We start from the raw sequence: 22111 nt of genomic DNA on the forward strand, positions 1-22111 counted from the left end.
GGCGGTTGGGCAACCAACACATGCGGGCAAGCGCAGGCGGGGATATCACTTGAGCGCTCCAGAAATCGTTTCCTATGAACCGGCTACCGGCGCTGAAATCTGGCGCGGCAAGCACGGCAATGTTGACGATGTGGTTGATCGTGCGCGCCGGGCCTGGCCGGCCTGGGCCGCCCAGCCGCTGTCCAACCGGATCGAACTGGTGCGCCGCTTTGCCAACGAAGTGCGCAAACAGGCTGAAGAACTGGCCACCCTGATCGCCCGCGAAACCGGCAAGCCGATGTGGGAAGCACGCACCGAAGTGGAAAGCGTGGTCAACAAGGTCGAAATCTCGATCCGCGCCTATGCCGAACGAACTGCGCAGCGCAAACTGGACAACGCGCTGCAAGGCACTGCGGCGCTGCGCCACAAACCGCACGGCGTGCTGGCGGTGCTGGGGCCCTACAACTTCCCTGCACACCTGCCCAATGGCCACATCGTGCCGGCGCTGATCGCCGGCAATGCGATTGTCTTCAAGCCATCGGAAAAAACCCCGGCGACCGCCGACCTGCTGGTTCGCTGCTTTCACCGGGCCGGGATCTCGGCGGCGGTAATCCAGCTTTTGATCGGCGGACCCGAGGAAGGCCAGGCGCTGGTCGGCCACGAAGGGATCGACGGGATCCTGTTCACCGGATCGGCCCATACCGGGATCGCGATCAACCGCCGCCTGGCCTTGCGGCCAGACAAGATCGTGGCGCTGGAAATGGGTGGCAACAACCCGATCGTGGTGTGGGACACCCCCAAGCTGACCGATGCCGCCGTGCTGGTTGTCCAATCCGCCTTCACCAGCGCCGGGCAGCGCTGCACCGCCGGGCGCCGCCTGATCGTCAAGGCGTCGCTCTACGATGCGCTGATCTCCGAAGTGAAACGCCTGGCCGACCGGATCATCGTGGGTGCACCGTTTGACGAGCCGGCCCCGTTCATGGGCCCGGTGATCGACAATGCCGCAGCCGATGGGCTGACCGAAAGTTTTCTTTACCTGCTCAGCCACGGCGGCAAGGCGATCAAGCACATGGTCCGCACTGACGATAACCTGCCGTTCCTTTCGCCAGCGATCATCGATGTGACCGGGATCAAGGACCGGCCCGATGTCGAACTGTTCGGCCCGCTGCTGCAGGTCATCCAGGTGACCGATTTCGACGAGGCGATTGCCGAGGCAAACAACACCCGGTTCGGCCTGGCGGCCTCACTGGTCGGCGGCAGTCCGCAGGATTACAACCGCTTCTGGGCCAATGTCCGCGCCGGGGTGATCAACTGGAACCGGCCGACCAACGGGGCCAGTTCGGCCGCCCCGTTCGGCGGGGTCGGCCTGTCGGGCAACCACCGTCCCAGCGCCTATTACGCGGCCGATTATTGCGCCTATCCGGTCGCCTCGACCGAACTGGATCAGCCGCGCGCCTTGATCGGCGTGGGCCTGCGCGAAGATTAACCTACAGGCCTGAGGTAACCAGATCGACTTCGGTCAGTCCGTCGGCGCGCTGGCGGGCATAGACCATGAAGCCGCGATCCTCGAGCCCGCCGCTGACCACTTCATCGCTGCCTTCGCGCGCGCGCTGCGGCATCAGGTTGGCCTTGCCCGCGCTGGCATAATAAAAATCGATCACGTCGCCGACCGGGACCGGGGTGACGAACCGGACCGAGCGCAGCTTGCACAGCGGATCGTCGCTGCCACCCGCAATCAGGGTGTGCCCGCGTGGATAGACCTGCAAGGCAATTGGCAGCTTTGCCGCCCAGGTTGCTGAAAATCCGAAGGATTGCCCGCAAACGCCATCGGCCAGCCCCAGCGCGGCGGCCACCGCCAGCGGCGTCTGCGCGCCGGCCAGCTGCGATTGCGGTGCGGTACGCTGCGGTGCGGGGGCCGGATCGATCTTGCCCCCGAACGGGCTGGCCGCCGCGGTGCGGGCGCGCTCGATCTCTTCGGGCGAGCGGTTGAACGGCGGGATCTGCGCGCTTGCCGGTCCGCCCCCGGTCAGCGCCGCATTGCCGCGGTTCTGCGAAGCGAGATCGGGATCGGCCATGATCGGATCGTTCACGGCATCGGCCACCACCGGATCCTGTTCGGCGGTTGGATCAACGGCAGCGTTGCTGCCGCAGCCGCCCAGCCCTGCCAGCAGTACGGCAGCACCCAGACGGGACATCCAGACTTTTGGCTTGCGGCTGGCTTTGGTGGGCGAAATCATGGCTGCCGCACCATGGCGAGGGTGCCACCGCTTGCCAAGCGCCAATCACCGGCAGAGCCGGTTTGGGAGCGCCGTGCCGTGTTGCAGGCTCGGCGCTCCCCGCAGCGCACTTGTGCGACCCGGCGCTGCGTTTCCCGCCAATCTCGCATGCTTGGCCGCATGTTCCGATCCGGACGCGCGCCCTACGTGCCCACGGCTGAATGGCGGACAACATGGCCGGGCTTGCCGCGACCTGCCTTTGCCGCTAGCCGACCGCGCATGACCGCACCCTTCGCTTCGCATCGCAATGCCGGCCTGTTCATGGCGCTGGGTGCCTATGCGGTGTGGGGCGTGATGCCGCTTTACTTGCGGCTGGTGCACTGGGTTCCGCCTTATGAATTCATCGCCTGGCGGGTGCTGTTCACGCTGCCGGTATGCCTGGCTTTCGTGGTCCTGTTCCGCCAGTTCCCGGCACTCAAGGCCGGTTTGACCAACCCCAAACTGCTGCGCCTGCTGGCGCTCAGCGCGCTTCTGGTGGGGATCAACTGGACGATCTATATCGCCGCCGTTCAATCGGGGCATGTACTGGCATCCAGCCTGGGCTATTACATCAACCCGCTGGCCAATGTGTTCGCCGGAACGCTGTTTCTGGGCGAACGGCTCAGCCAGCGGCAATGGCTCGCGGTGGCGCTGGCGGCGCTGGGGGTTTCGCTGCTGGCGTGGGACGCGCGCGAGATGCTGTGGATCAGCCTGTCGCTGGCGGTGACCTTTTGCGGCTACGGGCTGGTGCGCAAGCTGGCCCCGGTGGAATCGCTGCCCGGGCTGACCATCGAAACGCTGATCCTGCTGGTCCCCGCGGCATTGGTCGCCTGGCACTTTGCCGGGCTGCCCGCAGGATCGGCGATGGACCATGGTCTTGGCAACGCCGCGCTGGTTTCGGTCTCGGGCCTGATGACCGGAATTCCGCTGCTGCTGTTCGCCGCGGCGGCCCGGCGGATGGACTATTCGGCGCTGGGGATGACCCAGTTCATTTCGCCGACGATCGTCTTCGTGCTGGGCGTGACCGTGTTCGGCGAGGCGCTGAAGCCCAGCCAGCTGGCCTGCTTCGGCTTCATCTGGGCGGCGATTGCGGTGTTCGTGTGGGACATCGCGGCGCGGCGCGGCTCACCCGCACAAGCGCCAGCCTAGCACTTCGCCCGCACGGTACGGCACGATCGGCGTGCCATTGGCGTCGATGATGTCAGGCACCAGGGTTTCGGCGCGCTCCAGCGTGATCGTTTCGCTGTTGACCGGCAGGCCATAGAAAGCCGGGCCGCTCAGGCTGGCGAACGCTTCAAAGTGCTCCAGCGCGTTCTCTTCGCCAAACACCTCGGCATAGGCTTCCAGCGCATAAGGCGCGTTGAAGATTCCGGCACAGCCGCAGGCCGCCTCTTTGGCATCCTTGGCATGCGGCGCAGAATCGGTCCCGAGGAAGAATTTCGGCGATCCCGCTGTCGCCACCGCGCGCAGCCGCAGCCGGTGCGCCTCGCGCTTGGCCACGGGCAGGCAATAGGCATGCGGACGGATCCCGCCGGCGAACATCGCGTTGCGGTTGATCTGCAAGTGCTGCGGCGTGATCGTTGCCGCGACATTGTCGGGCGCTGCCAGCACGAAATCGGCAGCTTCGGCGGTGGTGATATGTTCGAACACGATTTTCAGGCCCGGGAAATCCTTGACCAGCCCGGCCATTACCCGGTCGATGAACACCGCCTCGCGGTCGAAGATGTCCACCGCCGGGTCGGTCACCTCGCCGTGGACCAGCAGCGGCAGGCCTGCTTCCTGCATCGCTTCAAGCGCGGGATGGATTTTGCGCACATCGGTAACCCCGTGCGCCGATCCGGTGGTGGCATGCGCCGGGTAAAGCTTGGCCGCAGTAAACACGCCCTCAGCTTTGCCGCGCAGCAATTCCGCGCCGTCGATCCCGTCGGTCAGATAGCACGTCATCAACGGCGTGAAATCCGTGCCGGGCGGAAGGGCCGCCATGATCCGTGTCCGATAGGCGCGCGCGGCTTCAACCGTGGTGACCGGCGGGGAGAGATTGGGCATCACGATGGCCCGCGCAAATTGCCGCGCGGTATGCCCCGCCACGCCTTTCAGCACCGCGCCATCGCGCAAGTGGACATGCCAATCATCGGGGCGGGGAATGGTCAGGCGATTCGTCATGGCCGAGGCCATGGCACAAGTTCCCGCGCAGGTCATGCGCCAGGCGCAGCATTGCCAAGCGCATGATGAACGCCCACCTACGTGGGATGACTGCCACCCGCCTGACCAGCCGCGCCGTGATCCGGCTTGCTCCGCTTGCGCCGGGGGAAGATCTGCGCGGCTTCCTGCAAGGGCTGGTGACCAACGATGTCAGCGGCCCGTTGCCGTGCTGGGCCGCGCTGCTCAGTCCGCAAGGCAAGATGCTGTTCGATTTTCTGGTCTGGGCTGATGGGGACGTCCTGCTGATTGATTGCGAGACGGACCAGGCCGAGGCGCTGGCCAAGCGGCTTTCGCTCTACCGTCTGCGCCGCAAGATCGGGATTGCGATTGACCCTTCCGTAGGGGTGCACTGGCAGCCCGGCCCTGGCCCCTCACCCGATCCGCGTCTGGCCGCGCTGGGGCAACGCTGGCTGGGCGATGCGACCGGCAAAAGCGCTGATAGTCTGTGGTTTGCGATGCGGCTTTCGCACAGCGTCTGCGAAGGCCAGGCCGAGCTGGCCGACTTGCTGTGGCTGGAATGCAACGCCGCCGAACTGAACGGGGTGAGCTTCACCAAGGGCTGCTACGTCGGCCAGGAAAACACCGCGCGGATGAACTGGCGCGCCAAGGTCAACCGGCGGCTGGTGGTTGTGCCACTTGCAGCAAGCGATCCCAAGCGGCAGCGTGCGGCTTACCCGGCGCTGGGGCTGGCGGTGGATCACTTGCGGGTGGAGGATATTCGGCCAGAATGGCGGCCGGCCTGGCTTCAGCCGGGCTGAACCGGCACCACGATTCCCGCGGCAATCGCACCATCGACCAGCATCTTCTCCGCCATATCGCGCGCCGAGGTGCGCGCTATTCCGAGCGATTGTGACAGCGGCCCGCCCATCAGCGCATCGCCCAGCGCCATCAGGCACAGCGCATGCGTTACGTCGTGCATCCGGCCGCCTTCGTGCGTGCCCAGATCGTCGACCAGTTCGTGGATCGTTTCGAGCAGCGGATCGAGCGCATCCTCGTTGCCGTTCATCAGCATCCAGGTGGCCAGCGCGCCGCCGCCTTCCTTGTCGAAAGCATCGAAGGTCAGGTCGACCACATCGCGCGGGGATCCCTCGCCCGCGCGGGTGGCCAGAACCGCATCCTCGATCGTCGCGCAGATCGTCACCGCCAGATGCCGTGCCAGCTCCTTTTGCAGCCCCGCGGCCGAGCCGAAATGGTGCAGCAGATTGGCGTGAGTGCGCCCGATCCGCGATGCCACGGCTTTAAGCGTAACCGCCTGCGGACCAAATTCGATCAGCAGCGCGCGCGCAGCCTCAAGCGCCACGGTGCGGCTTTCTTCCTGGGTCAGGCGCTTCCTTATTGACATCAGTGTCAGTTACTTTATATGAGGCGGCATGAACGCACACACTTCCATTCCGCTTGGCCTAGAACCGGCAGCCGCATCGGGCAAGGCCGTTCCCACCCCCGCCGATCTGGCGATCGTGGTGCGCGACCAGCGCTTTGGCCGCGCGCAGAAGCCTGGCCGCTGGTGGCTGGGCGGCGATCCGATCGGCACCGCCTGGCACAATGCGCTGTCCGCTACCTTCCCGCGCGGCGAGGCGATGTTCATCGAAGCCGTGAAGGCCCACCGTGACGGCGTGCCGCCCAAGCTTGAGGCCGAGATCCGCGCGTTCGTGAAGCAGGAGATCAACCACACCCGCGAACATGTGGTGTTCAACAAGGCTGCAGCCGAGGCGGGCTATGACATGGACAAGATTGACGCGCGGGTTGGTGAATTGATGGCGATGATCAAGCAGCGCCCGGCGATCGTCAACCTGGCGGCAACGATCGCGCTGGAACACTACACCGCGATGATGGCGCATGAATTCCTAGCCAATCCGCAGCATTTCAAGAACGCCGAACCGGAAACCGCGGCGATGTGGCGCTGGCATGCGATGGAGGAGATCGAACACAAAGGCGTCGCCTATGACACCTTCCTTCACGCCACCCGCGACTGGAGCCGGCTGCGGCGCTACCGGCTGAAATCGGTGATGATGCTGCTGGTTACCTTCAACTTCCTGCGCAACCGCTGGAACGACACGCTGGAACTGCTCGCGCAGGACGGGCTGACCGGCTGGAAAGTGAAGGGCAAGCTGGCCTGGTACCTGATCGGCACCCCCGGCGTGCTGCGCAAGATCTTCCCCGCCTGGGTCAGCTATTTCCTCCCCGGCTTCCACCCCTGGAACCACGATGACCGCGCGCTGATCGGCAAGGCGACAAGCGAATTTCCCGACGCGGTGATGGCGTAGCCAACAAGGTCCTCTCGATTTTTGGCGACGGCCACAAATGGGGAGGTGGCAGACGCCGAAGGCGACTGACGGAGGGGCTTCTGGGCTGGCGCCAATACCCCTCCGTCACGCCTTCGGCGCGCCACCTCCCCAGTTGCACTGCGTAAGAATGGAGCGGATCTTTTCGCTTACGCCACGCGCATATCCGCCGGGTCGTCGCAATTGCCCGGTTCGGCCAGTTCGAGGCCGTGCTCGATCGAATCCACTGCGCAACCGCGCGCCAGGCTGAAGCGCTGGCGCTGCTGTCCGGTTGGCGTGAAGCCAACCTTGCGCAGCACCCGGCCCGAGGCGGGGTTGTCGACAAATTGGCCGGCCATCAGCTTGCGGTGGCCCAGCGTGCGCGCCAGGCCAATCACGGCGCGCGCGGCTTCGGTAGCATAGCCCCTGCCCCAGAAATCGCGGGCGAACCAGTAACCCAGCTCAACAGCATCGCCGTCCTGCGCCAGACCGACACAGCCGATGATCCGCGCCGGTTCGCTGCTGGTCGGCAGCGTCACGAAAAAGTGCGGGCAGCGCGGATGCTGCGGCTGGCTGGCGAACCAGCGGGCATCGTCGGCGGTATAGGGCCACGGCACCTGCGCCAGGTTCCTGGCGACCTCTTCGTCGTCAATCCGGGCCAGCAATTCCTGCCAGTCCTCGGGCCAGCCGGGCCGCAGGAACAGCCTTTCGCTGCGAATGAACATTGTCTCTACTCCCATCACCGGGTCACCTCCGCGTTCTAGGCGCGCGGTGTGACATTGCCATTACGGCTTGCGTCCGGATGGTCCCGCGCCGGGGCATCCTGATCAAACCGTGCTGAGGGAGAGACGAAAAAAGGGAGATGGGCCTGGCCCTCTCCCTCATTCGGCCGGTCTGAACCGGCGGGGCCATCCATCAAGGACAGCCCGTTATCGGCTGTCCGCTATTCGGCTGCCTGCGGCATGTCGACCGAGACGTACTTGCGGCCGAGTTTGCCGAGGTGGAAGCGCACGCGGCCCGCGACGAGCGCGAACAGGGTGTGATCCTTGCCCAGGCCAACACCGGCACCCGGATAGACCCGGGTTCCGCGCTGGCGGATGATGATGTTACCGCCGATCACTTCCTGACCGCCGAACTTCTTGACGCCAAGGCGGCGGCCAGCCGAATCGCGGCCGTTGCGCGAAGAGCCACCAGCTTTTTTATGTGCCATCTCGATCTACTCCGAAGTCTTATTCAGCAGCCGGCTCGGCCTTTTTGGCCGGGGCTTTCTTGGCGGGCTTTTCAGCCGCAGCGGTTTCGTCAGCCTTGGGAGCAGCGGCTTCCTTCTTGGGAGCGGCCTTCTTTTCCTCGGCCCCAACGGCAACGATGCGCAGCAGCGTCAGCTGCTGGCGGTGGCCGTTCTTGCGGCGATAGTTATGGCGGCGACGCTTCTTGAAAACGATCACCTTTTCGCTTTTCGCCTGAGCGATGATTTCGGCCGAAACGACGATGCCCTTGGCATCCTTCACTTCGCCGCCGTCACCCGCCAGCAGGACATCGCCCAGCGTGATGGTTTCACCGGCTTCACCGCTGAGCTTTTCAACCGCGATCTTGTCTCCGGCGGCAACCCGGTATTGCTTGCCGCCTGTGCGCACAACTGCGAACATGGTGCTCTTATCCGTTCTATTGCGTCAAACCGCCCGGCGATTCGGACAGTATTTGGGCCCCTCACCTACGGCAGGGGGCCCGAAAGAAGGGCAGCCCCTAGTCCAAGGTGCCCAGACTGTCAACGCCAAGAACGGTAAAGATGCGTCCTATCTGGCAAGTTGCGCCCGCCATGCTATGCCCGGACCATGTCTTTCCGACCTGCCCCGGCCGCGATCCTGATTTGCGCCCTTTCACTCGGCGCCTGTGCGCAGGACACCAGCGAATTCCCCTCGCTCGCCAAGCGCCCGGCAGAGCGGGTTACGGCCACCTATGGCACGCCGCCGGCACCAGCCGTGCAAGTACCCCTGCCGCAGCCATCGGCGCAGGTGCTGGGCGCGGTCGATTCGCTGGTTGCCAAGGCGCAGCAGGCCGATGCCCGCTTTCGCCGCGGTGAGGCCACTGCGCGCCGCTTGGTCGGCCAGTCAGGGCGGGCACGCGTGGGCAGCGAGCCATGGGCGGTGGCCACCATGGCCGTATCCGAACTCGAAGCGGCGCGCGGCCAGGCGATGGTGCCCCTGGCCGAACTTGACCGGATGTTTGCCGAAGCGATGACCCGCGGCGAGGACGTGACCCGGGTTGCCGACGCGCGTGACCGGGTGATCGGCATAATCGCCCGGCAGGACCAGACACTGATCGGCCTGCTGCGCCAGCTGGACAACTAATCCCAGCGGGCCAGATCGGCATAGTCCTCAGCACGCGGTTCGATCCAGGACCACTGCCCGCCGCGTTTTTCGCGCTTCCAGAACCACGCACGGCTTTTGAGGTGGTCCATCGCGAATTGGGCCGCATCGAACGCCGCGCGGCGGTGGCTGGCGGCGGCGGAGACGCAGACGATCGGCTCGCCGGGGCGAAGTTCGCCCACCCGGTGCAGCATCAGCAGGCCGATCAAGCCAAACCGATCCGCCGTGCGGGAAGCCAGTTGCTCCATCCCCGACAGTGTCAGCGGGGCATAGTGGCTGAGTTCAAGCGCTGCGACCCCGTCACCCCCGCGCACTTCGCCCACGAACGTGCAGACCGCGCCCAGCCCTGGATGGGCCGCGGTGAAGGCGCCAACGAACGCGCCGGGATCGAACGGCCGATCGAGCAGGCACACCTTGATCACCGGCCTAACCCCCGCTGACCGGGGGAAGGAAGGCCAGCTCGTCGCCATCGGCCAGGATCACGGCTTCGGGATGAGCAATCAGTTCGCCGTTGAGCGCCACGCGCACCCGTTCATCCAGCAAGGCGACCGCGAGCGCGGCAGGCAACCGCGCCAGTACATCAGCCAGCGCGCCCGGCTTTACCGCACACTCGGCGGCGCCGGCCACATCGGCCAGCTTGCCCAGGAACACCAGCCGCGCCATCTCAGCCGCCGGTCATCGACATGTGGCGCGCCAGCGCAGGCGCGGCGCCGCTGCGATCGATCGCAAAATGATGGCGCAGCGGCTTGATCCGCATCGCTTCATCAAGTGCGGCTTGCAGCGCTGCATCGGGTTCTTCGCTGCGCAGCGCGGCGCGCAGATCAACCTGCTCCCGGCCGCCAAGGCAGGCGTATAGCTGGCCTGTCGCGGTCACCCGCACGCGGTTGCAGCCGTCGCAGAAATTGTTGGTCAGCGGGGTGATGAAGCCCAGCCGCCCGCCCTTGCCATTGGCGGTTTCGGCGACATCGACATAGCGCGCCGGGCCGCCGCTGCGATGCGAGCTGGGTGTCAGTGTAAAACGCTGCTCCAGATCGGCGCGCACAGTGCTGAGCGGCAGATACTGGTCGAACCGGTCTTCCTCAACCTCGCCCAGCGGCATCACCTCGATCAGGGTCAATTCCATACCCTTGGCATGGGCCCAGCCCATCAGGTCAGGGATCCCGGCTTCGTTGGTGCCCTTGAGCGCGACGGTGTTGAGCTTGACCTTGAGCCCCGCCGCCCGCGCCGCAGCGATGCCTTCCAGCACCTGCGGCAGGCTGTCACGCCGCGCCAGCCGGGCAAACTGATCGCGGTCCAGCGTGTCGAGCGAGACGTTGATCCGCCGCACCCCGGCTGCGAACAGGTCTTCGGCAAAGCGGGCCAGCTGGGTGCCGTTGGTGGTCAGCGTCAGTTCGTCGAGGCCATCGCCGAGCTTGCGGCCCAGCGCCCGGACCAGCTCGATCATGTCGCGCCGGACCAGCGGTTCGCCCCCGGTCAGGCGGATCTTGCTGACCCCGCGGGCGATAAACCCCAGTGCCAGCTTGTGCAGTTCTTCAAGGCTGAGCACGTCCTTGCGCGGCAGGAAGACTTGCGCTTCGGGCATGCAATAGGTGCAGCGCAAATCACAGCGATCGGTGACCGACAGCCGCAGATAGCTGATCCGGCGATTGAACTGGTCGATCAGGGGTGCGGCGCTGGTCATTCGAATGCCATTACCACAGGTCCGGCCCCGGCGTCATCCAAAGGCAGGTATTGCCCGGTGATCCCGGCCCCGCCCGCCAGATAGGCCAGCGCCGCCGCCTGTGCCGCCGCGCCGCCGCCTGACACCGCATTGACCCGCGCCGGAGCATGCTCGCGCGCCAGCATCTGCACCGCGGCCAGGCGCCAGCCGGTGTGGGTATAATCCGCTGCAGCGAAAGCGATCACCAGATCCTCCCCGACACGGGGAGGATTGAGCAGCGCAACCGCCTTTGATAGCCATTCCGCATGAAACGCCGCCGCCGCAGCGCTGGGCTCGATCGGCAGGACGCAAACCTCCAGCACTGCCATCAGCGCCGCTCGCGGCTGAGCGTCATGCCGATCTGTTCGCCGTTCTCGCTGATCGCCAGCTTGACGATCTTGACGCTGACGGCTTCAACCCGCGCGTCCTGAACGAACAGTGTGTCGCAGATGTGATCCGCCACCGCCTCGATCAGCTTGAAATGAACCCCCTCGGGCAGCGCGCCTGACGCCGCGAACTTGAGGTCCATATAGTTCTTGCTGGCTTCGAGCGGCGTATCGGGAGCGTAATGCGGCGCGGGCTTGAGCCGTACCGAGACGGTAAAGCGCAGCGGCTGCGGGCGGCCGGTTTCTTCCGAATAGATGCCCGTAAGCACGTCATGCTCAAACTCGGCGACTTCAAGGATCAGGCTGTCGGCCATTCAAGCGTTGCTCCACCGCGCGAAGATCGCGGTGGGCAGCAGGCGTCCGTCCTCGCCGTCCTCGCGCACCGCCAGATCGCCATGCTCCAGTTTGCCCGGCAGGTCGCGGAAAATTTCGTCCATTAGCCCGATCAATGCCAATGATGACATCCGCACCGCATAGACCGTGAGGAACAGGAACCGGCTGTCGGCATCGAGCAGGCGGCGGCAATCGGCCAGCAGGCCAGACAAGTGCTCCTCCAACCGCCAGACCTCGCCCTCGGGCCCGCGCCCGAATTTGGGCGGATCGAGCACGATCCCGTCATAGCGCTTGCCGCGCCGCACTTCGCGCGCAGCGAACTTGGCAGCATCATCGACAATCCAGCGCAGCGGACGGTCTGCAATCCCCGCCAGCTCGGCATTGGCGCGGGCCTGCGCGACCGATTTTTTGCTGGCATCGACGTGGGTGACCGGCCCGAACCGGCTCAACGCCTGGGTGCCGACGCCGGTGTAGCCGAACAGGTTGAGCGTGACCGCATCGTTCCGCCCGTCCAGCCGGTCACCCATCCAGTCCCACACCGGGGCCATATCGGGGAAGAAACCCAGATGCCGGAACGGGGTGCACTGCGCGGTGAACCTGGCCTCGCCCCAGCTGAGCGGCCAGCCATCGGGCGGCACCGCGCGGCTGCCATAGGCCCAGCGCCCGCCGCCATCTTCGTCGCTGCCGGGGACGAATTCGCCGTCGGCCTCCCAGCGTTCGAGCCGCGGGGTCCACATCGCCTGCGGTTCGGGGCGGATGAAGCTGTAGGGGCCATAGCGTTCGTATTTGCGGCCGTGCCCGCAATCGACCAGCCCGTAATCGGCCCAGCCCTCCCCCGTCATCACCACGGGATCTGGGATCAGTTCGGCCATCAGCCCCGCGCCGTGGCGTGGGCGGCCACATAGTCCGCGATCCCGGCATAATCGCCGGGCAGCTCCACAAAGCGTTCCTCGCGTTCGAACAGATCGCCAATCCGGCTGGGCAGCGAGGGCCGGCGGCCGGTGGCGCGTTCCACCGCGTCGCGGAATTTGGCCGGGTGCGCGGTGGCCAGCGTTACCACCGGAACTTCGCGTGGCAGGCCCGCCTCGCGGGCAGCATGAAGCCCGATCGCGGTATGCGGATCGAGCAGTTCGCCCGCCGCGTCCCAGGCCCAGCGGATCGCCTGCGCCATCTGATCGGCATCGGCGCGTGCGCTGGTGAACAGCCGGGCCGCGCCTTCGCGCTGCGCGTTGGTCAGCTGCATTGCCTTGGTCGCTTCGAAGCCCGCCATCTGCGCGGCCAGCGCGGCGCCATCGCGCCCGCCCAGATCGAACAGCAGGCGTTCGAAGTTGGACGAGACCTGGATATCCATCGACGGAGTGGCCGTCGGCGTGACGGTGCCGGCCGAATAGTCCCCGGTGCTGAGCGCGCGGTGGAGGATATCGTTGACGTTGGTCGCCACGATCAGCCTGGCCACCGGCAGGCCCATTTGCGCCGCGACATAGCCTGCGAAGACATCGCCGAAATTGCCGGTTGGCACGGCAAAGGCAACCTGACGGTGCGGCGCGCCCAGTTGCAGCGCGCTGGCGAAATAGTAAACCACCTGCGCCATCAACCGCGCCCAGTTGATCGAATTGACCGCGCCAATGGCAAACCGGCCGGTCATCGCGGTATCATTGAACATCCGCTTCACCATCGCCTGAGCATCGTCGAACGAGCCGTCGATCGCAATGTTGTGAACATTGGGCGCCAGCACCGTGGTCATCTGGCGGCGCTGCACATCGGACACCCGGCCCTTGGGGTGGATCATGAAGATGTCGATTCTGGCGCGGCCCGCCACGGCATCGATCGCCGCCGATCCGGTATCACCCGAGGTGGCCCCGACAATCGTCAGCGGATCGCCGCCGCGGCCCCGGAATTCCTCGAATAACAAGCCCAGCAGTTGCAGCGCCACGTCCTTGAACGCCAGCGTCGGCCCATGGAACAGTTCGAGCAGCCAGTTCTGTTCATCGAGCTGCTTGAGCGGCGTGACCGCCTTGTGGGCGAAGCGGCCATAGGCGATCGTGGTCAGCGCGCGCAGGCGTTCGGGGGTGAGGCTTGTCCCGATAAAGGGCTGCATCACCCGCGCCGCCAGCTCGGCATAGGGCAGTCCGGCCATCGCCGCGATCTCGGCAGCTGAGAAGCGCGGCCACGCGCGCGGCACATAAAGCCCACCATCGCTGGCAAGGCCCGCCAGCGTGGCCTGTTCGAAATCGAGCACCGGAGCGCTGCCGCGGGTGGAGACATATTCCATGGTGGCCGGGCGTTAGCGGGCCGGGGCGCAATTGAAAACCCCGCGCGGGTGCGCCCGCTTATCGAAAATTGCTATGCGGAAAGCCGTTTGCGCAGCGCCAGGCCGTAAATCACCAGCGCGGTAGCTGCGAACAGGAACCACTGGAACGCATAGGACAAGTGGTTGTTGGGCAGGTCTTTGGGATCAGGGCGGGCATTCGCCTCAAGCCCGGCAAGCGGCGCGTCGACAAACAGCCGCGCCGGAGCAGCAATGCCCTCAGCGACAATCCCGCCGATTGCGCCGCCAGCCCATTGTCTTGGCGCAAAGTCACGTGACCAGCCGAGCACGATTTCGGCCTTGCCACCATCCGCAAGGGTGCAGGCCACCATGTGCGACCACCCCGACTCGCCTTTCGCATTGCGGCCCGAGAGCGGTTGATCGGCGGCGGGCGCGCGGCAATCGATGCGGCTGTGGCGGAACAACAGTTGCTCCGCATCGGCCTTCGTGCGCGGCCACGGCACATCCGCATTCATCCCCTGTGCAGCGGCATAGCGCTGCTGCAGGAGCGCCTTCTGATGCAGCCGGTCAAGCTGCCAGAACCCCAGCCGCACCATCACGCCAACTGCCGCCAGTACCAGCAACGTGGGGATAATCGGAATACGTTTCAGGGTCATTCGGGTCTGATGTCCTTGCCGGTCGCTTCAATCGCCTTGCGCTGGAATTCGGCGTAAAGCAGCGCGGCCTTGGTAACGCGTAGCCCCCAGATCGTTGCGCCAAGGATCACCGGCGCCCACAGCACCAGATGCACCCACAGCGGTGGCTCAAATGTCAGCTGCACCCACAGCACCGGGCCGACCACCAGCGCGCCGATCACCATGGTCAGGAACGCCGCCGGGCCATCGCCAACGTTGAAGGCTTGGTAATCCAGCCCGCAAGTGCCGCACTTGGGCGCAAACCCGGTCAGTCCGGAAAACAGCCCCTTGGCACCGCAACGCGGGCACAGTGCAAAAAAGGCAGCCGCGGCCAAGCCGGGCTGCCCATTTGCGAGTGGTGTTTCGTCGGTCAAATCAGTGGACCGGATGGCCCCAACCACCCCAGACATAGATGGCGACGAACAGGAACAGCCACACCACATCGACGAAGTGCCAGTACCACGCAGCCGCTTCGAAGCCGAAGTGCTGGCGCGGCGTGAAATCGCCGTTGTAGGTGCGCTTGAGGCAGACGATCAGGAAGATCGTGCCGATGATCACATGGAACCCGTGGAACCCGGTCGCCATGTAGAACGCGCTGCCATAAGTGTTCTTGCCGAAATCGAACGGCGCGTGGGCATATTCGTAAGCCTGGATGAAGCTGAACAGAACGCCCAGAATGATGGTCATCCACAGGCCCTTCTTGAGGCCTTCGCGGTCACCATGGATCAGGCTGTGGTGCGCCCAGGTGACGGTGGTGCCCGAACACAGCAGGATCAGCGTGTTGAGCAGCGGCAGATCGAACGGATCCATCACCGCTTCGATCGCCTTGGGCGGCCATTGCCCGGCCACCACTTCGGCGATTGTCGATGGGAACAGCGAAAAATCGAAAAAGGCCCAGAACCAGCCGACGAAGAACATCACTTCGGAAGCGATGAACAGGATCATGCCGTAACGCAGATGCAGCTGCACCACCGGGGTGTGGTGGCCTTTGTGCGCTTCGGCCACAACCTTGGTCCACCACATGAACATGGTCAGCAGGATTCCGGCCATCCCCAGCGGGAACACCAGTTTGCCTGCCGCGATATTGTGCATGAACAGAACCAGCCCGCTGGTCATGGTCAGCGCCGAGAGCGAGCCTACGAACGGCATGATATCAGGATCGAGGATGTGGTACTGGTGGTTGATCTTGCCGGCCATGATCGTATCAGGTCCCTGTTGTCGTAAGTGGCCGGCAGGCTGCCCCACCGGCGTCAATTGCAATTGGCCCTTATCGCGCAGGGCGCGGCTGGTCCAGTGCCTTTGCAGCCTGTTTCCCCGTTGCAGCCGATTGATCGACCGAGACGTGGAAAGTGTAGCTCAAAGTGATCTGCTTGACCTGCGCGGCATCGGGATCATCAAGGATCGCCGGATCGACATAAAAGTTCACCGGCATGGTGATCTTCTGCCCCGCCTGCAGCGTCTGCTGGTTGAAGCAGAAGCACTGGATCTTCATGAAATAGCGCGCCACATATTCGGGCTCGACATTGAAGCTGGCGATCCCGGTGATCGCCCGGTCGGACAGGTTCTGCGCGCTGTAATACGCCATCTTGCGTTCGCCGAGGCGCATTTCCTGGGTGATCTGATCGGGGCCAAAGCGCCACGGCATCCCGGCCTCGACATTGCCATCGAAACGCACCGAGATGGTCTGGCTGGCGATCTTGACCGCGCCCGCCTGTGCTTCGCTGGCGCGCTGGGTGGTGCCGCCAAAGCCGGTCACCTGGCAGAACAGCCGGTAGAGCGGCACCGAGGCGAACCCGAGGCCGAGCATCGCCAGCGCGACCCCGCCCGCAATCATGGCAACGCGGCGATTGCGATAGCGCGCGCCGGACACAGTCGTGGTCACGGTCAGTGCAGCCGCTTGACGATGGTGATGGCGAAGAACAGCACCACCAGCGCGCCCAGCACCAGTGCCAGCGCATTGTTGCGGCCGCGGATGATGCGGCGGCGTTGTTCCATCGGATCGGGTGTCTGGTCGCTCATGCGTGGACTCCAAGGATCAGTCGATCAGCCACCAATGCGCCGAACAGTGCAAATAGGTAGATGACCGAAAAGGCAAACAGCCGTTTTTCGGCCGCCATGTCCATATCGTTGGCGGCGGTGCGGAAGGTGGCAACCTTGATGCTGAGGAACAGGAATATGGCCCCCAGCAGTAGCGCGCTGAGGCCATAGATCCAGCCGGTCAACTCCAGCAGGAACGGCGCCACGGCGATCGGCAGCAGCAGCACGGCATAGATCAGGATCTGGCGCCGCGTGCTCTTGTGTCCGGCCACCACTGGCATCATCGGCACGCCGGCAGCGGCATAGTCGGTCTCGACAAACAGCGCGAGCGCCCAGAAATGCGGCGGGGTCCAGAAAAAGATGATCGCGAACAACAGGACCGGCATCAGCGTCACATCGCCGGTTGCAGCGATCCAGCCGATCATCGGCGGAAAGGCCCCTGCCCCGCCGCCGATCACGATGTTCTGCGGTGTGCGCGGCTTGAGCCAGATGGTATAGACTACCGCGTAGTAAACGATTGACACCGCCAGGATCGCGGCGGCCAGCCAGCCAACCCCCAGCCCCATCACGATCACCGAGCCGACCGACAGCGCGATCCCGAAATCGCGCGCCGCGCTGCGCTCCATCCGCCCGGCCGGCAGCGGGCGATTGGCGGTACGCTTCATCTTGGCATCGAGATCGGCTTCCCACCACTGGTTGAGCGCGGCCGCACCGCCGGCCCCCACCGCGATGCACAGGATCGCCACGAAACCGATCACCGGATCGACACCCGTCGGCGCGGCCAGCATCCCGCACAGCCCGGTGAAGATCACCAGGCTCATCACCCTAGGCTTGGTCAGCGCCAGGAAATCGCGCCAATCGGCGGGCAGCGGCAGTGTGGAGGCGGAAGTTGCGGTCATGAGTCTCGCGCGGCCTATAGGCGGGTTACCGCCCCCTAGGAAGTGATCAAAAGGGACTTCCGGCGATTCTGCGATCACGCACCGCTTCGGGGTCCTGGCGGGCGGCAAGATCGAACGGGGCCAGCTCTGCCGGGACAAACCAGTGCAGCTCATTCCCCAACCACGCCGACCATGCCGCCTGCGCCACCGCATCGGGACTAATCACCCGTAGCGGCCCGTCGCTGGGCAGCTGCGCCTTTTCTTCAGCTGACAGCATCCCGGTATCGATGATGCCGGGAATAAGGTCAGCCGCGCGAACGCCGTGCGCCGCCAGTTCGACCGACAGCGCCTCGGTCAACCCGCGCACCGCGAACTTGGTGGCCGAATAGACCGCCATGCCCTGCTGGCCAAAAATGGCGGAGGCCGAGGCCGTGGTCAGGCACAGCGAACCCGGCGTGCGGCACAGCAGCGGCAGCGCCGCGTGGATCAGGCTCATCCCGCCCAGCAGGTTGACCTCGACCAGGCGCTGGACCTTGTCCCATGCCATGTCGGCAAACAGCCCCTTGGCATCGATCCCGGCGTTGTTGTGGAGCACATCGAGCCGCCCGGCGACCGCGTCAAAGGCCGCCACCGCACTCAGCACTGCGGCCCGGTCGGTCACATCCAGTGCCAGGGTCCAGACCTGCGTTCCAAGCTCGTCCGCCAGCCGCGCCAGCCCCGCCGCATCACGGTCAAGCGCGCCGACCAGCCAGCCCTGCCCGGCAAACAGCTGCGCCGTGGCCCGGCCAATGCCCGATGCCGCGCCGCTGATCAGGATCGCACGGCGGGGTTCGTTTGCAATATCGTCCATGGTCGTCACAGCCTTTCCAGCCAGTCGAGCAGCAGCGTATTGACCTCGTTGGGGCGTTCCTGCTGGGTCCAGTGGCCCACCCCGGCCAGCACGTGGCCTTCGACTTTGGGCGCAAACATCCGCATCATCGCGACCGGATCAGCCACCGCGCCGAACAGCGTGGTGGCGGGATCGCGGGTGCCGCCGATGAACAGGCACGGCTGTTCAAGCTGCTTGCCCTGCATCGGTTTAAGCCATTCATAGTCGCGTTCATGATTGCGATAGCGGTTCAGCGGCCCGCGAAAGCCCGAGGCCTTGAATTCGGCTTCGTAGTAATCGAGATCTTCGCTGGTCAGCCATGGCACTGGTTGCGGCTGCGGCAAATCCTGCAGGAACGTGGCGCCGGCCGGCTTGTTCCAATAGTCACCCGGCGGCACATCACCCGAGATCGAGTACATCATCGTTTCGACAAAACGGCGCGGATCGGCCTCCGCCTCGGCTTCGGCTACCCCCGGTTGCTGGAAGTATTCCTGATAGAAAAACCGGCCCTGGCTGGTGAAATGTTCACGGAACACCTCGGTAAACGGGCGCTGCGGCGCACCCGAGAACGGCACCGAGAGTCCGGCCACCGCGCGCACCCGTCCCGGGTTGGTGAAAGCGGTGTTCCACACGATCGGCGCGCCCCAATCGTGGCCGATCAGCACCACCGGCTGGTCGGGCGAAAGGAAATCGGCCAGCCCGATCAGATCGCCCGCGATCGCCTCCAGCGTGTAATTCTCGACCCGTGGCGGCTTGTCGCTGCCGCCATAGCCGCGCACATCGATGGCGCAGGCGGTGAACCCGGCCTTGGCGACCGGGCCCAATTGATGGCGCCACGAATACCAGCTTTCGGGAAAGCCGTGGACCATGATGACCAGCGGCGCATCACCGGCCGTTGGGCCTTCGATCGCGCAGCGCAACCGCACCCCGCCGACGTCGATCATCAGAAACTGCGGCATTGCGTGTCTCCCAACGAAAACGCCCCGACCTTGAGGGCCGGGGCGCTTCGTGTCCAGTGCGGACCGGTTTAGCCTAGTGTTGATCCTTGTCGTCGATCACCGGCAGCGTTTCGAACTGGTGGAACGGCGGCGGGCTGGACAGGGTCCATTCGAGCGTGGTCGCGCCTTCACCCCAATAATTGCCTTCAGCCTTCTTGCCCATGGTGAAGGCATAGATGATGTTGACGAAGAAGATCAGGATCGAGCTCGCCATCACCAGATAGCCCAGCGACGACCAGTGGTTCCAGTATTCATAGGCCGGGGCATAGTCCGGATAGCGGCGCGGCATGCCCTGCAGACCAAGGAAGTGCTGCGGGAAGAAGATCATGTTCACACCCACGAAGAATATCCAGAAGTGCAGGTGCGCCAGGAATTCGCTGTGCATCTTGCCGCTCATCTTGGGGAACCAGTAATAGAACCCGCAGAACAGCGCCGTCACCGCGCCAAGGCTGAGCACATAGTGGAAATGCGCCACCACGAAGTAGGTATCGTGGACCACATCGTCGATCCCGCCGTTGGCGAGGTAGACGCCGGTTACGCCGCCGACGGTGAACAGGAAAATGAAGCCGATCGCCCAGACCATCGGGCTCTTGAATTCGATCGAGCCGCCCCACATCGTTGCGATCCAGCTGAAGATCTTGATGCCGGTGGGCACCGCGATCACCATCGTGGCGAGCGTGAAATACATCTTGGTATCGAGCGTCATGCCGGTGGTGAACATGTGGTGCGCCCACACCACGAACCCGACCACGCCGATCGCAACCATCGCGTAAGCCATGCCGAGGTAGCCGAAAATCGGCTTTTTCGAGAAAGTCGAGATCACCTGGCTGACGATGCCGAAGCCCGGCAGGATCATGATGTACACTTCGGGGTGGCCGAAGAACCAGAACAGGTGCTGGTAAAGCACCGGATCGCCGCCGCCTTTGGCATCGAAGAAGGTGGTCGAGAAATTGCGGTCGGTGATCAGCATGGTGATCGCCGCCGCCAGCACCGGCAGCGCCAGCAGTAGCAGGAATGCGGTGACCAGCACCGACCACACGAACAGCGGCATCTTGTGCAGCGTCATGCCCGGTGCGCGCATGTTGAAGATGGTGGTGATGAAGTTGATCGCCCCCATGATCGATGCAGCACCGGCAAGGTGGAGCGAGAAGATCGCAAAGTCAGTGGCCGGCCCGACCGAGCCGTAGGTCGACAGCGGGGCATAGGCGGTCCAGCCGATACCCGCACCGTTACCGGTCGAATCGCCGGGCACGAAGGCCGAGATCATCAGGCTGCTGAAGCCCGCGACGGTCAGCCAGAACGAGATGTTGTTCATCCGCGGGAAGGCCATGTCGGGCGCGCCGATCATCAGCGGCACGAACCAGTTGCCAAAGCCGCCGATAATCGCCGGCATGACCATGAAGAACACCATGATCAGCCCGTGCGCGGTGATCAGCACGTTCCACAGGTGCAGTTGCGCATCGAAATTGGCATTGGGCTCGCCCAGGAACGCGGCAACAGTGCCCAGCACCTGGATGCCCGGCTGGTTGAGTTCCCAGCGCATCAGGCCCGAAACCGCGCCGCCGATGACCCCCGCGAAAATCGCGAAAATCAGGTAGAGTGTGCCGATATCCTTGTGGTTGGTCGACATGAACCAACGTTTGAAAAATGTCGGCTTGTGATCATGCTCGGCATGATGGTCTTCGATGTGGGCCTGGAACTGTTCGGCGGTAGTGGCCATGGGATGCAACCTTCTTTGGCTCGATGTCTTTGATGCGCTTAGCGGGCAGGCTTGCCGGCTTCGGCAGGCTTGGCGCCAGCGGCAGGCTCGGCAGCGGCCGGGGCTTTGGGAAGCCCGTCAATCGTGCCGCCCTGGGCGATCACCCAGGCGTTGTATTTGTCACGCGGGAGCGCTTCGATCACGATCGGCATATAGCCGTGCCGCGCGCCGCACAGTTCGCTGCACTGGCCGAAATAGACACCCGGCTTTTCGATCCGGAACACCCGTTCGTTGAGGCGGCCCGGCACGGCATCGATCTTGAGCCACAGCGACGGCATGGCAAACGCGTGGATCACGTCTGCACCGATCGACTGGAGGCGGATATCCTCACCCGCCGGCAGGACCATGCGGTTGTCGACCGCCAGTTGCTGGGGGCCATCGGCATCGGTGCGGAACCGTTCGCCGGCCTGCGCCACGTCCTTTTCCTTGAGCAGGTTCGAGATCACTTCGAACCCGCCATTATCGGGATAGGTATAGGTCCAGTACCACTGGTTGCCGGTCGCCTTGACGGTCAGCGTATTCTTGCCCGGATCCTTGAACTGGGCTTTCAGCAGGCTGACCGACGGCACCGCGATAGCGACGAGAATGAGGATCGGAATGCCCGACCACACCACTTCGAGCAACGTGTTGTGCGCTGTTTTCGATGGCACCGGATTGGCGCGCTTGTTGAAGCGGATCATCACGTAAAGCAGCAACAGCATCACAAAAGCGGTGATCACGACCATCACCCAAACGAGGCCGATGTGCATGGTGTTGGCTTGCTGCCCCGTTGGCGAGAACTGCTGCTGGACGTCGATCGCGCCGGAAATCGGCATGCCGACGCCTTCGACCGGTGCCATCGGGGTATAGCCGCCCGGGGCGACCTTGAACTTGGGATCGTTGGGATCGACCGCCGGAGCAGCCGGAGCTGCGGCCGGCGCAGCTGCCTTGGCGGCGGGCGCCGGCGCGGCTTTGTCAGCTGCCGCTGCGGCAACCGCCGCATCGACGCCAACGGTAGCGGCAGCAGCCGGGGCATTGGCGGCAGGTGTGGCCCCCGCCGCCGCGGCGCCGACCAGTAGGGCCAGCGACAGCCCGATTGCCTTGATTGCGCTTCCCGCGGTGCGGGCCGATGTGTGACTGATCGTCATCGTTGCTTTTGCTTTCGCCC

General features: G+C 64.7%; 28 protein-coding genes. 5 read left to right on the plus strand and 23 right to left on the minus strand.

Annotation, left to right across the window (positions count from 1 at the left end):
• The first annotated feature begins 49 nt into the window (after positions 1-49).
• On the plus strand, positions 50-1465 hold the full coding sequence (gene astD, locus RMN99_RS03335) for a succinylglutamate-semialdehyde dehydrogenase (protein ID WP_309621873.1): 1416 nt from the start codon (positions 50-52) through the stop codon (positions 1463-1465).
• Position 1466: 1 nt separating this feature from the next.
• Here astD and RMN99_RS03340 read toward each other — a convergent pair whose 3' ends face one another.
• On the minus strand, positions 1467-2216 hold the full coding sequence (locus RMN99_RS03340) for a hypothetical protein (RefSeq protein WP_309621874.1): 750 nt from the start codon (positions 2214-2216) through the stop codon (positions 1467-1469).
• A gap of 258 nt (positions 2217-2474) precedes the next feature.
• Here RMN99_RS03340 and rarD point away from each other — a divergent pair, with 258 nt between their 5' ends.
• Positions 2475-3383 carry an EamA family transporter RarD gene (rarD, locus tag RMN99_RS03345; protein WP_309621875.1) on the plus strand — a complete coding sequence of 303 codons (909 nt, stop codon included), beginning with the start codon at positions 2475-2477 and terminating at the stop codon, positions 3381-3383.
• On the opposite strand, the gene pyrC is transcribed toward rarD, so the two are convergent.
• Positions 3360-4397: a dihydroorotase gene (gene pyrC, locus RMN99_RS03350; RefSeq protein WP_309621876.1), complete on the minus strand. Its 1038-nt coding sequence runs from the start codon at positions 4395-4397 to the stop codon at positions 3360-3362. The two genes, rarD and pyrC, sit on opposite strands and share 24 nt — an antisense overlap.
• An 86-nt stretch (positions 4398-4483) precedes the next feature.
• Between pyrC and RMN99_RS03355 the strand changes: the two genes are divergently transcribed.
• Positions 4484-5194 carry a folate-binding protein gene (locus RMN99_RS03355; protein ID WP_309621877.1) on the plus strand — a complete coding sequence of 237 codons (711 nt, stop codon included), beginning with the start codon at positions 4484-4486 and terminating at the stop codon, positions 5192-5194.
• On the opposite strand, the gene RMN99_RS03360 is transcribed toward RMN99_RS03355, so the two are convergent.
• Entirely contained in the window at positions 5182-5778 is a 597-nt protein-coding gene (locus RMN99_RS03360; protein WP_309621878.1) for a helix-turn-helix domain-containing protein, read from the minus strand. The genes RMN99_RS03355 and RMN99_RS03360 overlap by 13 nt on opposite strands.
• 28 nt (positions 5779-5806) lie before the next feature.
• Here RMN99_RS03360 and RMN99_RS03365 point away from each other — a divergent pair, with 28 nt between their 5' ends.
• Positions 5807-6700 carry a metal-dependent hydrolase gene (locus RMN99_RS03365; protein ID WP_309621879.1) on the plus strand — a complete coding sequence of 298 codons (894 nt, stop codon included), beginning with the start codon at positions 5807-5809 and terminating at the stop codon, positions 6698-6700.
• Positions 6701-6867: 167 nt separating this feature from the next.
• Here the strand turns inward: RMN99_RS03365 and RMN99_RS03370 are convergent, their stop codons facing one another.
• The 3 genes from RMN99_RS03370 to rplU all read right to left on the minus strand — a co-directional run bounded on the left by RMN99_RS03370 (position 6868) and on the right by rplU (position 8343).
• The gene (locus RMN99_RS03370; RefSeq protein ID WP_309621880.1) at positions 6868-7422 is read right to left on the minus strand and encodes a GNAT family N-acetyltransferase; all 555 of its coding nucleotides are present in this window, start codon (positions 7420-7422) and stop codon (positions 6868-6870) included.
• A gap of 218 nt (positions 7423-7640) precedes the next feature.
• Positions 7641-7907 carry a 50S ribosomal protein L27 gene (gene rpmA / locus RMN99_RS03375; RefSeq protein ID WP_309621881.1) on the minus strand — a complete coding sequence of 89 codons (267 nt, stop codon included), beginning with the start codon at positions 7905-7907 and terminating at the stop codon, positions 7641-7643.
• Positions 7908-7926: 19 nt separating this feature from the next.
• Positions 7927-8343 (minus strand): 50S ribosomal protein L21, encoded by a 417-nt coding sequence (rplU, locus tag RMN99_RS03380; protein WP_309621882.1) that lies wholly within the window; start codon positions 8341-8343, stop codon positions 7927-7929.
• A gap of 186 nt (positions 8344-8529) precedes the next feature.
• On the opposite strand from rplU, the gene RMN99_RS03385 reads away from it, so the two are divergent.
• Positions 8530-9045, plus strand: a complete 516-nt coding sequence (locus RMN99_RS03385) for a hypothetical protein (protein WP_309621883.1) — start codon at positions 8530-8532, stop codon at positions 9043-9045.
• Here RMN99_RS03385 and RMN99_RS03390 read toward each other — a convergent pair.
• The 17 genes from RMN99_RS03390 to coxB all read right to left on the minus strand — a co-directional run bounded on the left by RMN99_RS03390 (position 9042) and on the right by coxB (position 22091).
• Complete coding sequence (locus RMN99_RS03390; RefSeq protein ID WP_309621884.1) at positions 9042-9485, minus strand: molybdenum cofactor biosynthesis protein MoaE; 444 nt, start codon at positions 9483-9485, stop codon at positions 9042-9044. The two genes, RMN99_RS03385 and RMN99_RS03390, sit on opposite strands and share 4 nt — an antisense overlap.
• Before the next feature lie 4 nt (positions 9486-9489).
• Positions 9490-9726, minus strand: coding sequence for a MoaD/ThiS family protein (locus RMN99_RS03395; protein WP_309621885.1), 237 nt, complete (start codon positions 9724-9726; stop codon positions 9490-9492).
• 1 nt (position 9727) lies between these two features.
• A complete protein-coding gene (moaA, locus tag RMN99_RS03400; RefSeq protein WP_309621886.1) occupies positions 9728-10744 on the minus strand; it encodes a GTP 3',8-cyclase MoaA in 1017 nt (338 codons plus the stop codon).
• Positions 10741-11091, minus strand: a complete 351-nt coding sequence (locus tag RMN99_RS03405) for a Rossmann fold domain-containing protein (protein ID WP_309621887.1) — start codon at positions 11089-11091, stop codon at positions 10741-10743. Before RMN99_RS03405 ends, moaA begins: the two co-directional genes overlap by 4 nt.
• A complete protein-coding gene (locus tag RMN99_RS03410) occupies positions 11091-11462 on the minus strand; it encodes a dihydroneopterin aldolase (RefSeq protein WP_309621888.1) in 372 nt (123 codons plus the stop codon). The genes RMN99_RS03405 and RMN99_RS03410 overlap by 1 nt, the downstream gene beginning before the upstream one ends.
• Positions 11463-12353 carry an RsmD family RNA methyltransferase gene (locus RMN99_RS03415; RefSeq protein ID WP_309621889.1) on the minus strand — a complete coding sequence of 297 codons (891 nt, stop codon included), beginning with the start codon at positions 12351-12353 and terminating at the stop codon, positions 11463-11465.
• Complete coding sequence (gene thrC / locus RMN99_RS03420; RefSeq protein WP_309621890.1) at positions 12353-13753, minus strand: threonine synthase; 1401 nt, start codon at positions 13751-13753, stop codon at positions 12353-12355. The genes RMN99_RS03415 and thrC overlap by 1 nt, the downstream gene beginning before the upstream one ends.
• 71 nt (positions 13754-13824) lie before the next feature.
• On the minus strand, positions 13825-14406 hold the full coding sequence (locus tag RMN99_RS03425) for an SURF1 family protein (protein ID WP_309621891.1): 582 nt from the start codon (positions 14404-14406) through the stop codon (positions 13825-13827).
• On the minus strand, positions 14403-14759 hold the full coding sequence (locus tag RMN99_RS03430; protein ID WP_309621892.1) for a DUF983 domain-containing protein: 357 nt from the start codon (positions 14757-14759) through the stop codon (positions 14403-14405). The genes RMN99_RS03425 and RMN99_RS03430 overlap by 4 nt, the downstream gene beginning before the upstream one ends.
• 40 nt (positions 14760-14799) lie before the next feature.
• Positions 14800-15621 (minus strand): cytochrome c oxidase subunit 3, encoded by an 822-nt coding sequence (locus RMN99_RS03435; RefSeq protein ID WP_309621893.1) that lies wholly within the window; start codon positions 15619-15621, stop codon positions 14800-14802.
• A 70-nt stretch (positions 15622-15691) separates the two neighbouring features.
• Complete coding sequence (locus RMN99_RS03440; RefSeq protein WP_405029538.1) at positions 15692-16312, minus strand: cytochrome c oxidase assembly protein; 621 nt, start codon at positions 16310-16312, stop codon at positions 15692-15694.
• Complete coding sequence (locus tag RMN99_RS03445) at positions 16309-16443, minus strand: hypothetical protein (protein WP_309621895.1); 135 nt, start codon at positions 16441-16443, stop codon at positions 16309-16311. Before RMN99_RS03445 ends, RMN99_RS03440 begins: the two co-directional genes overlap by 4 nt.
• On the minus strand, positions 16440-17360 hold the full coding sequence (locus tag RMN99_RS03450) for a heme o synthase (protein ID WP_309621896.1): 921 nt from the start codon (positions 17358-17360) through the stop codon (positions 16440-16442). Before RMN99_RS03450 ends, RMN99_RS03445 begins: the two co-directional genes overlap by 4 nt.
• Positions 17361-17406: 46 nt before the next feature.
• Positions 17407-18189 carry an SDR family oxidoreductase gene (locus RMN99_RS03455; protein ID WP_309621897.1) on the minus strand — a complete coding sequence of 261 codons (783 nt, stop codon included), beginning with the start codon at positions 18187-18189 and terminating at the stop codon, positions 17407-17409.
• A gap of 5 nt (positions 18190-18194) precedes the next feature.
• Positions 18195-19166 (minus strand): alpha/beta hydrolase, encoded by a 972-nt coding sequence (locus RMN99_RS03460; protein ID WP_309621898.1) that lies wholly within the window; start codon positions 19164-19166, stop codon positions 18195-18197.
• Positions 19167-19239: 73 nt separating this feature from the next.
• Positions 19240-20925: a cytochrome c oxidase subunit I gene (gene ctaD, locus RMN99_RS03465; protein ID WP_309621899.1), complete on the minus strand. Its 1686-nt coding sequence runs from the start codon at positions 20923-20925 to the stop codon at positions 19240-19242.
• Between the two features lie 38 nt (positions 20926-20963).
• Positions 20964-22091, minus strand: coding sequence for a cytochrome c oxidase subunit II (gene coxB, locus RMN99_RS03470; protein ID WP_309621900.1), 1128 nt, complete (start codon positions 22089-22091; stop codon positions 20964-20966).
• Positions 22092-22111 lie beyond the last annotated feature (20 nt).

Origin of the sequence: Novosphingobium sp., from assembly GCF_031417815.1 — a bacterium.
In the GTDB taxonomy this organism is placed as follows: Bacteria; Pseudomonadota; Alphaproteobacteria; order Sphingomonadales; family Sphingomonadaceae; genus Novosphingobium.

What these genes read in the sequence shown, in the direction of transcription:
- RMN99_RS03340 (WP_309621874.1), bottom strand. Translation starts at nt 2,216, where the DNA reads ATGATTTCGCCCACCAAAGCCAGCCGCAAGCCAAAAGTCTGGATGTCC.
- rarD (WP_309621875.1), top strand. Translation starts at nt 2,475, where the DNA reads ATGACCGCACCCTTCGCTTCGCATCGCAATGCCGGCCTGTTCATGGCG.
- pyrC (WP_309621876.1), bottom strand. Translation starts at nt 4,397, where the DNA reads ATGACGAATCGCCTGACCATTCCCCGCCCCGATGATTGGCATGTCCAC.
- RMN99_RS03355 (WP_309621877.1), top strand. Translation starts at nt 4,484, where the DNA reads ATGACTGCCACCCGCCTGACCAGCCGCGCCGTGATCCGGCTTGCTCCG.
- RMN99_RS03360 (WP_309621878.1), bottom strand. Translation starts at nt 5,778, where the DNA reads ATGTCAATAAGGAAGCGCCTGACCCAGGAAGAAAGCCGCACCGTGGCG.
- RMN99_RS03365 (WP_309621879.1), top strand. Translation starts at nt 5,807, where the DNA reads ATGAACGCACACACTTCCATTCCGCTTGGCCTAGAACCGGCAGCCGCA.
- RMN99_RS03370 (WP_309621880.1), bottom strand. Translation starts at nt 7,422, where the DNA reads ATGTTCATTCGCAGCGAAAGGCTGTTCCTGCGGCCCGGCTGGCCCGAG.
- rpmA (WP_309621881.1), bottom strand. Translation starts at nt 7,907, where the DNA reads ATGGCACATAAAAAAGCTGGTGGCTCTTCGCGCAACGGCCGCGATTCG.
- rplU (WP_309621882.1), bottom strand. Translation starts at nt 8,343, where the DNA reads ATGTTCGCAGTTGTGCGCACAGGCGGCAAGCAATACCGGGTTGCCGCC.
- RMN99_RS03385 (WP_309621883.1), top strand. Translation starts at nt 8,530, where the DNA reads ATGTCTTTCCGACCTGCCCCGGCCGCGATCCTGATTTGCGCCCTTTCA.
- RMN99_RS03395 (WP_309621885.1), bottom strand. Translation starts at nt 9,726, where the DNA reads ATGGCGCGGCTGGTGTTCCTGGGCAAGCTGGCCGATGTGGCCGGCGCC.
- moaA (WP_309621886.1), bottom strand. Translation starts at nt 10,744, where the DNA reads ATGACCAGCGCCGCACCCCTGATCGACCAGTTCAATCGCCGGATCAGC.
- RMN99_RS03405 (WP_309621887.1), bottom strand. Translation starts at nt 11,091, where the DNA reads ATGGCAGTGCTGGAGGTTTGCGTCCTGCCGATCGAGCCCAGCGCTGCG.
- RMN99_RS03410 (WP_309621888.1), bottom strand. Translation starts at nt 11,462, where the DNA reads ATGGCCGACAGCCTGATCCTTGAAGTCGCCGAGTTTGAGCATGACGTG.
- RMN99_RS03415 (WP_309621889.1), bottom strand. Translation starts at nt 12,353, where the DNA reads ATGGCCGAACTGATCCCAGATCCCGTGGTGATGACGGGGGAGGGCTGG.
- thrC (WP_309621890.1), bottom strand. Translation starts at nt 13,753, where the DNA reads ATGGAATATGTCTCCACCCGCGGCAGCGCTCCGGTGCTCGATTTCGAA.
- RMN99_RS03425 (WP_309621891.1), bottom strand. Translation starts at nt 14,406, where the DNA reads ATGACCCTGAAACGTATTCCGATTATCCCCACGTTGCTGGTACTGGCG.
- RMN99_RS03435 (WP_309621893.1), bottom strand. Translation starts at nt 15,621, where the DNA reads ATGGCCGGCAAGATCAACCACCAGTACCACATCCTCGATCCTGATATC.
- RMN99_RS03445 (WP_309621895.1), bottom strand. Translation starts at nt 16,443, where the DNA reads ATGAGCGACCAGACACCCGATCCGATGGAACAACGCCGCCGCATCATC.
- RMN99_RS03450 (WP_309621896.1), bottom strand. Translation starts at nt 17,360, where the DNA reads ATGACCGCAACTTCCGCCTCCACACTGCCGCTGCCCGCCGATTGGCGC.
- RMN99_RS03455 (WP_309621897.1), bottom strand. Translation starts at nt 18,189, where the DNA reads ATGGACGATATTGCAAACGAACCCCGCCGTGCGATCCTGATCAGCGGC.
- RMN99_RS03460 (WP_309621898.1), bottom strand. Translation starts at nt 19,166, where the DNA reads ATGCCGCAGTTTCTGATGATCGACGTCGGCGGGGTGCGGTTGCGCTGC.
- ctaD (WP_309621899.1), bottom strand. Translation starts at nt 20,925, where the DNA reads ATGGCCACTACCGCCGAACAGTTCCAGGCCCACATCGAAGACCATCAT.
- coxB (WP_309621900.1), bottom strand. Translation starts at nt 22,091, where the DNA reads ATGACGATCAGTCACACATCGGCCCGCACCGCGGGAAGCGCAATCAAG.